This window comes from Stutzerimonas chloritidismutans AW-1 (assembly GCF_000495915.1).
Lineage (GTDB): Bacteria > Pseudomonadota > Gammaproteobacteria > Pseudomonadales > Pseudomonadaceae > Stutzerimonas > Stutzerimonas chloritidismutans.
In genome coordinates this window covers 87,190-93,615 of the sequence record NZ_AOFQ01000029.1, presented here as the reverse complement: position 1 = coordinate 93,615, position 6,426 = coordinate 87,190, and the positions used below count along the sequence as shown (strand labels likewise).

Below are 6,426 nucleotides of genomic sequence, written 5' to 3'. Positions count from 1 at the left end.
CCCGCCTGCCGGGGAGCCACAATCGCCACGGCTGGCGAACTAGTTGACGAGGACGCGACCGAACGAAGTTGACCTCCTCCAGCCCACGATCAGGATTTCCCATGTCCGGTGTTACGTTTACCTGGCCATCGCCATCTGCGCCGAAGTGATCGCCACCACCTCGATGAAAGCCCTGGCCGGCTTCAGCCGCCCGCTGCCCCTGTTGCTGGTGATTTGTGGCTATAGCTTGTCCTTCTGGATGCTGGCGCTGGTGGTGAAGACCATTCCGGTGGGGATCGCCTACGCCATCTGGGCGGGCCTGGGCATCGTGCTGGTCAGCATCGCTGCGGCGCTGATCTATCGCCAGCACCTGGACCTGCCGGCAGCGCTCGGTATGGTCCTGATCATCGCTGGCGTGGTGGTCATTCAGCTGTTCTCCGGCAGCACCGGCCACTAAGCGCCCCGCGAACTGCATGCAGTTATACTGCGCGTCCGTTTCCCCGTATGAGGCCTGCACATGCCTGAATCCCTCAGCACCGATGTCCTGATCGTTGGCGGCGGCGTCGCCGGCCTCTGGCTCAACGCGCGCCTGCGCAGGCAAGGTTTTGCCACGTTGCTGGTGGACAAGGGAACGCTGGGTGGCGGGCAGAGCGTGAAGTCCCAGGGCATCATTCATGGGGGCACCAAATACGCCTTGAGCGGCGCCCTCACCGGCGCATCCGAAGCCATCGCCGACATGCCACGGCGCTGGCGCGAGGCTCTTGAAGGCAAGGGCGAGCTGGATCTCAGCGGCGTGCGCCTGCTGTCCGATGCGCATTACCTCTGGTCGCCCGGCACGCTGGCCGGCAACCTCACCAGCTTCTTCGCCAGCAAGGCAGTGCGCTCGCGGGTTGGTCAGGTCAAGGGCGACGAACTGCCACCCGCTCTGCAACACCCGAAATTCAAAGGCAAGGTCTACCGCCTCAGCGAACTGGTGCTCGATGTGCCCAGTCTGATCGCCCGCCTGGCCGAACTGGCCGGCGACAGCCTGCTCGCCGGCCAGCAGGTCGAACCGCTGCTCGATGGCGACGAGCTGGTCGGTCTGCGCGTCGACGGCCGCGAGATCCGCGCTCAGCGCATCGTTTTCAGCGCCGGCGGCGGAACGGCCGAGCTGCTCACTTCGCTCGGCCTGCAGCAGCCGGCCATGCAGCGCCGACCGCTGCACATGGTCATCGTCAAGGCGCCGACGCTCAAGCCGCTCTACGCCCACTGCCTGGGCGGCGGCACCAAACCGCGAATCACCGTGACCAGCCATCCGGCGGCAGACGGCGAGTGGGTCTGGTACCTGGGCGGCGATCTGGCCGAAGCCGATGGCGTGGCGCGCGACGAAGCCAGCCAGATCGCCGCGGCGAAGAAGGAACTGGCCGAGCTGGTACCCTGGATCGACCTGTCCGCAGCGCACTGGACCACGCTGCGCATCGACCGCGCCGAGCCGGCGCAATCGGCCCTCGCCCGTCCGGACAACGCCTTTCTCGCCGAGCAGGGCCGCCTGCTGGTCGGCTGGCCGACCAAGCTGGCGCTGTCACCGGACTTTTCCGACCGCGTCGAAGCCGCTCTCGCCCGCGACGGCATTCGCCCCGTCCAGCATCCTGCACTACCGGAACTGCCGCGACCACCGTTGACCGGGCCGTTCTGGGAAGGGCTGCTGCCATGAACGCGACGCTGCATGACATGCACCGCCCACTGGGCAGCACCGGCCTGCGCATTTCGCCGTTGGGTCTGGGCACGGTCAAGCTGGGTCGCGACCAGGGCGTGAAGTACCCCAGCGGCTTCGCCATCCCCGACGATGCCCAGGCTCGCGAACTGCTGACCCTGGCCCGCGAACTGGGTATCAACCTGATCGACACCGCGCCGGCCTACGGCGTCAGCGAGGAACGGCTCGGCCCGTTGCTGGCCGGACAGCGCGAGGATTGGGTGATCGTCAGCAAGGTTGGCGAGGAGTTCGAGAACGGCCAGTCGCGTTTCGACTTTTCTGCCGCCCACACGCGCTTCTCGGTGGAGCGCAGCCTCAAGCGTCTGCGTACCGACCGCATCGAGCTGGTGCTGGTGCATTCGGACGGCAACGACTTCGATATCCTGCAGCACACCGAGGTCTACCAGACCCTGGCCCAACTCAAGCGCGAGGGCAAGATCCTCGCCTTCGGTCTGTCCGGCAAGACGGTCGATGGTGGACTGCTTGCGCTGCAGCAGGGCGACTGCGCGATGGTGACCTACAACCTCAACGAGCAGGCCGAACGACCGGTCCTCGACTACGCTGCTGCACACGGCAAGGGCATCCTGATCAAGAAAGCCCTGGCCAGCGGACATGCCTGCCTCAAGCCAGGCGACGACCCGGTCCGCCGCAGTTTCGAGCTGCTGTTCGGTCACCCAGGGGTCAGCGGCGCGATCATCGGCACTATCAATCCGCAGCATTTGACGGCTAACGTACGGACTGCTGCTGCCGTTCTGACCGGCAACTGAAACGGTCCTGGCGGCAACGTTCATCCGCTGCGCGGAAAGCGCATTACGCTGATGCCGCGCGGTTACTTTCTTCGCCGCAAGGAGAAACCGAATGCCAAGAGTTCTGGTGCGCAAGAGCCCTGCCGCATTCAAGACCCTGCCTCTCTACGTCGAGGCCAGCCAGGACAACCTGAGCTACCAGAGTCTGGGCCGGCCGCTGAACTTCAGCGAAGTGATCGAGCGCCGCCGCCCGGTGGAGGTGTCCGATCCGGGCCGTTTTGCCATCGAACTGGCCAATCTCGGCGTTTCAGTGCGTCTGACCATGAGCTGGCAGGGCCGCGAATACTGGGTGCTGGTCCGTCAGCAGCGGCCGGACCGTGGTGACGTTGTGCTCAAGCTGATTTCCGGCTACATCCCGGCGCATGAGCTGAACCTGCCGCTGCTTACCGCCATTCAGGAAATCGCCGAAGAATGCCTGCTGGAAACCCCTGAAGGCTGGCTTGCCGGGCGTTTCGGCGATACCTGGCTGCCCACTCCGTACCAGGCCAGCCTGCACTACCGAGAGGCGGTGCACTTCAAGCTCGCCTCGCAATCCGGCGCCACGCGCCCGGTGCAGTGCGGCAACATGGTGCTGATGGAGCGTCCTCGCGCCTATGTACACCTGCCGACCGCATCGTTGCAGCTGGTATATGACATGCGCATGGAGCTACCGAAAGAGGTACGCCAGTTGAGCCTGTTCCACGTCGACGAGCGCCTGGAAGATGGACAACTGGTTGCGCGCCTGGAGCGCAGCCGGCCCGACATCTACCTGATACCGCTGCATCAAGGCCTGCCGCAGGATCAGCTGCTGCAACTGCGCAATGGCCAGTTAAGCCCGGTGAACACTCGCGGCCTGTGGCTCTCAGAAAGCTTTGCGCCGCAGGAAGGCTGGGTTGTGCGCGACGAGCGCGTTCGCTGGCGCGATTGGTGGGCGGCACGGCCGGTGGCCGCCGCCCGTTAACGCGTAGTCGGTAGCCGCGCAAAGCGGCTGCCCACCTACTGACGATACGCGGTAGGCGTATCCAAAGGGCTCAGCGGCTGCGAATCTTCTCGACGATGGCGGTGGTCGAGCTGTTTTCCACCAGCCCCAGCACCTTCACCACGCCCCCGTAGGCCTTGACCAACTCGGCACCAACGACCTGATCGACGCCATAGTCGCCACCCTTGACCAGTACATCGGGACGAACCTGAGCCAGCAGGTTTTCCGGTGTGTCCTCGGAGAAGCACACCACCCAATCCACCGCTTCCAGACCAGCGAGCACCGCCATGCGGCGATCGACCGAATTGATCGGCCGGCCCGGGCCTTTGAGGCGGCTCACCGAGCCATCATCGTTCACAGCCACCACCAGCCGGTCGCCCTGGGCACGGGCCTGCTCGAGATAGGTCACATGGCCGGCGTGCAGGATGTCGAAACAGCCATTGGTGAAGACGATCTTCTCGCCCTCGGCGCGGGCATCCTCGACCGCGGTGAGCAGCTGCTCGACGGTCATCACGCCACGCTCGGAGCCTTCCTCGCGTTGCACCGCGCGGCGCAGCTCCGGCGCGCTGATGCAGGCGGTGCCCAGCTTGCCGACCACGATACCGGCTGCCAAGTTGGCCAGTGCCACGGCTTGTGGCAGCTCCTCGCCGGCCGCAATCGCAGCGGCCAAGGTCGAGATGACGGTATCCCCGGCACCGGTGACATCGAACACTTCGCGGGCACGGGCCGGCAGATGCAGCGGTGCGTGATCAGGGCGCAGCAGGGTCATGCCGTGCTCGCCACGGGTGACCAGCAACGCATCCAGCTCAAGCCTGCTCATCAGCTCGGCCCCCTTGCTGACCAACTCGGCCTCGTCGGCACAATTTCCTACGATCGCCTCGAATTCGCCCAGGTTCGGCGTAATCAACGAAGCGCCGCGATAGATGTTGAAGTCCTTGCCCTTGGGGTCAGCCAGCACAGGAATACCGCGGCGTCGCGCAGCCTGGATCAGCGCCTGATGGTTCTTCAGCGCGCCCTTGCCATAGTCCGACAGCACCAGCACCTTGACTCCGGCCAGCAGCCCTTCCACCTCGGCCAGCAGCGCGGCTGGATCGGTGTTGAACGGCTCCTCGAAATCCATGCGCAGCAGTTGCTGATGGCGACTCATCACCCGCAGCTTGACGATGGTGGGCTGGTCATCGATGCACTGGAAATGCGCCTGCACACCGGCAGCCGCGAGGCTGTCAGCCAGGCTCTGACGCGCCTCGTCCTCGCCGGTCACACCCACCAGCGCAGCAGCAGACCCCAACGCCGCGATGTTCAGCGCGACGTTGGCCGCACCGCCTGGGCGATCTTCGATCTGCTCGACCTTGACCACCGGCACCGGCGCCTCAGGCGATATCCGCGACGTGCCGCCATGCCAGTAGCGATCGAGCATGACATCACCCACCACCAGTACGGCGGCTTGGTCGAAACGGGGCATGGACAGCTTCATTGGGGCTCCGATGACAAACAGAAAACGGCGGCGATCATAACATGCAGGCCGCGGCCGCCTGCCCGCGACAAGCGCCTTGCTAGAGGTGGCGAACCCAGAACAGTTCGTGCCTGCGCACCGCCTTGCGGAAGAATTCGTCCTCGCCGGTGCGCGGCCAGCGCCGGCCGGCGAGGGCCGCCTGGACCAAACGGCGCAGGCGCTTTTTCAGCGGCAGTGGCCCCTGCAAATCGTGCTGCATGGCCAACGCCATAGCCTTGTTCAGCCGCGCGTCGGCATCCAGCAGAGGGCTCCACAGGCGGTCCGCCGGCAGCGGCTCGATGGCAGGCGGCAACGCAATACCACCATCAGCAGGACCCATCGGCCAGCGATCATTATCGTGCAGGTGGTTGGCATAGAGCAGCAGCGTTTCCGGCAGCCAGTCGCCCTCCTCCATCGCCTGACAGAGGGCTCGCGTGGCTGCGACGTGATCGGAGTGCGGATCGAGTTCAGGATGCGGCGTCACCACCACTTCGGGGCGAAAGTGCGTCAGCAGCGCGCGCAAATCGGCCTGCAGATTGCCCCAGGTCGGCACGCCGTCCACATCGGCCGGCAGCGCGAAGGGGTTGTTCTGACGAACGCTGCGGATGTCCTGCTCGCCCGACTCGCGCGAGCCGAAGGTGCGCTCCGGCTCCTCGGCCATGGTCGGCAGCTGCAGGCAGTAATAGCCGAGCTGCACGCAACGCGATTGCGGCACGCCGCCCCAGAGCGGTATCGCAAGGCTGTCCCAACTGCGCAGGCGCCCCTTCAAACGGGCCGCAGCAGGCAGATCCAAACCCAGGCGCTGGTAGTTGTTCGCCTCGATCTCGCCCTGAGTCAGGGTAACGATGGCGACGTCGCGAGCTCGGCTGTACAAGCCGAAGGCAGCCAGCTCCGCATCGTCAGCGTGGGGGGCAATGATCAGGATCCGGCGCTCAGCGTAGTCAGGATTGCGCATCGCGTAGAGGGTCGCATCGCTCGACAGCCGGCAGAACCGCCCGCGAATATTCAGCCTGCCCTGGGCGAGCAGCTCCTGCTGACCGGACAGATTGAGGTAACGCCGACCCGCGACACCGCGCTCGAAGTCCTGGCGGTCCTCACCGATCCATACCTGCGGGTCGCGCCAGCGCCCTAGCCAGCTGGCCTTCAGGTTGACCTCGAGAATCAGCGTATCTGCAGCGTCGAAGCCGTCAGGCAGAACCAGACGGCCGCCCTCGATGCGCACCAGGTAGCGCTTGGCATCTTCAGGAAAGGCGTAGCGGTAGTCGTCCTGCGGCCGGTAGAACAGATGATCAGCGAACCACGCCTCATGGGCGATCCAGCCGAGAACCACCAGCAGCGGTATCAGCCACCAGTTGACCAGCGCACCAATCAGCAACAGCGCAACGAGCGCGACGAGCAGCGCGATGCGCTTGTGCTTGCGATGACGTTTAAGCAATTGCTGCTTGCGTGCACTCATGGC

6 protein-coding genes are annotated in these 6,426 nt (G+C 65.2%); 4 read left to right on the top strand and 2 right to left on the bottom strand.

What is annotated here, in order from left to right:
* Positions 1-163: 163 nt before the first annotated feature.
* From F753_RS34765 to F753_RS34750, 4 genes are all read left to right on the top strand, one after another.
* On the top strand, positions 164-436 hold the full coding sequence (locus tag F753_RS34765; RefSeq protein ID WP_051375869.1) for a DMT family transporter: 273 nt from the start codon (positions 164-166) through the stop codon (positions 434-436).
* Between the two features lie 60 nt (positions 437-496).
* Complete coding sequence (locus tag F753_RS34760; RefSeq protein WP_023444874.1) at positions 497-1,672, top strand: NAD(P)/FAD-dependent oxidoreductase; 1,176 nt, start codon at positions 497-499, stop codon at positions 1,670-1,672.
* On the top strand, positions 1,669-2,478 hold the full coding sequence (locus F753_RS34755) for an aldo/keto reductase (protein WP_023445102.1): 810 nt from the start codon (positions 1,669-1,671) through the stop codon (positions 2,476-2,478). The genes F753_RS34760 and F753_RS34755 overlap by 4 nt, the downstream gene beginning before the upstream one ends.
* Positions 2,479-2,569: 91 nt before the next feature.
* A complete protein-coding gene (locus tag F753_RS34750; protein WP_023445101.1) occupies positions 2,570-3,457 on the top strand; it encodes a hypothetical protein in 888 nt (295 codons plus the stop codon).
* A gap of 70 nt (positions 3,458-3,527) precedes the next feature.
* Here the strand turns inward: F753_RS34750 and hldE are convergent, their stop codons facing one another.
* The gene (gene hldE, locus F753_RS34745; RefSeq protein WP_023445100.1) at positions 3,528-4,949 is read right to left on the bottom strand and encodes a bifunctional D-glycero-beta-D-manno-heptose-7-phosphate kinase/D-glycero-beta-D-manno-heptose 1-phosphate adenylyltransferase HldE; all 1,422 of its coding nucleotides are present in this window, start codon (positions 4,947-4,949) and stop codon (positions 3,528-3,530) included.
* Positions 4,950-5,028: 79 nt separating this feature from the next.
* Entirely contained in the window at positions 5,029-6,423 is a 1,395-nt protein-coding gene (locus tag F753_RS34740; RefSeq protein ID WP_023445099.1) for a PIG-L deacetylase family protein, read from the bottom strand.
* Positions 6,424-6,426: the final 3 nt, after the last annotated feature.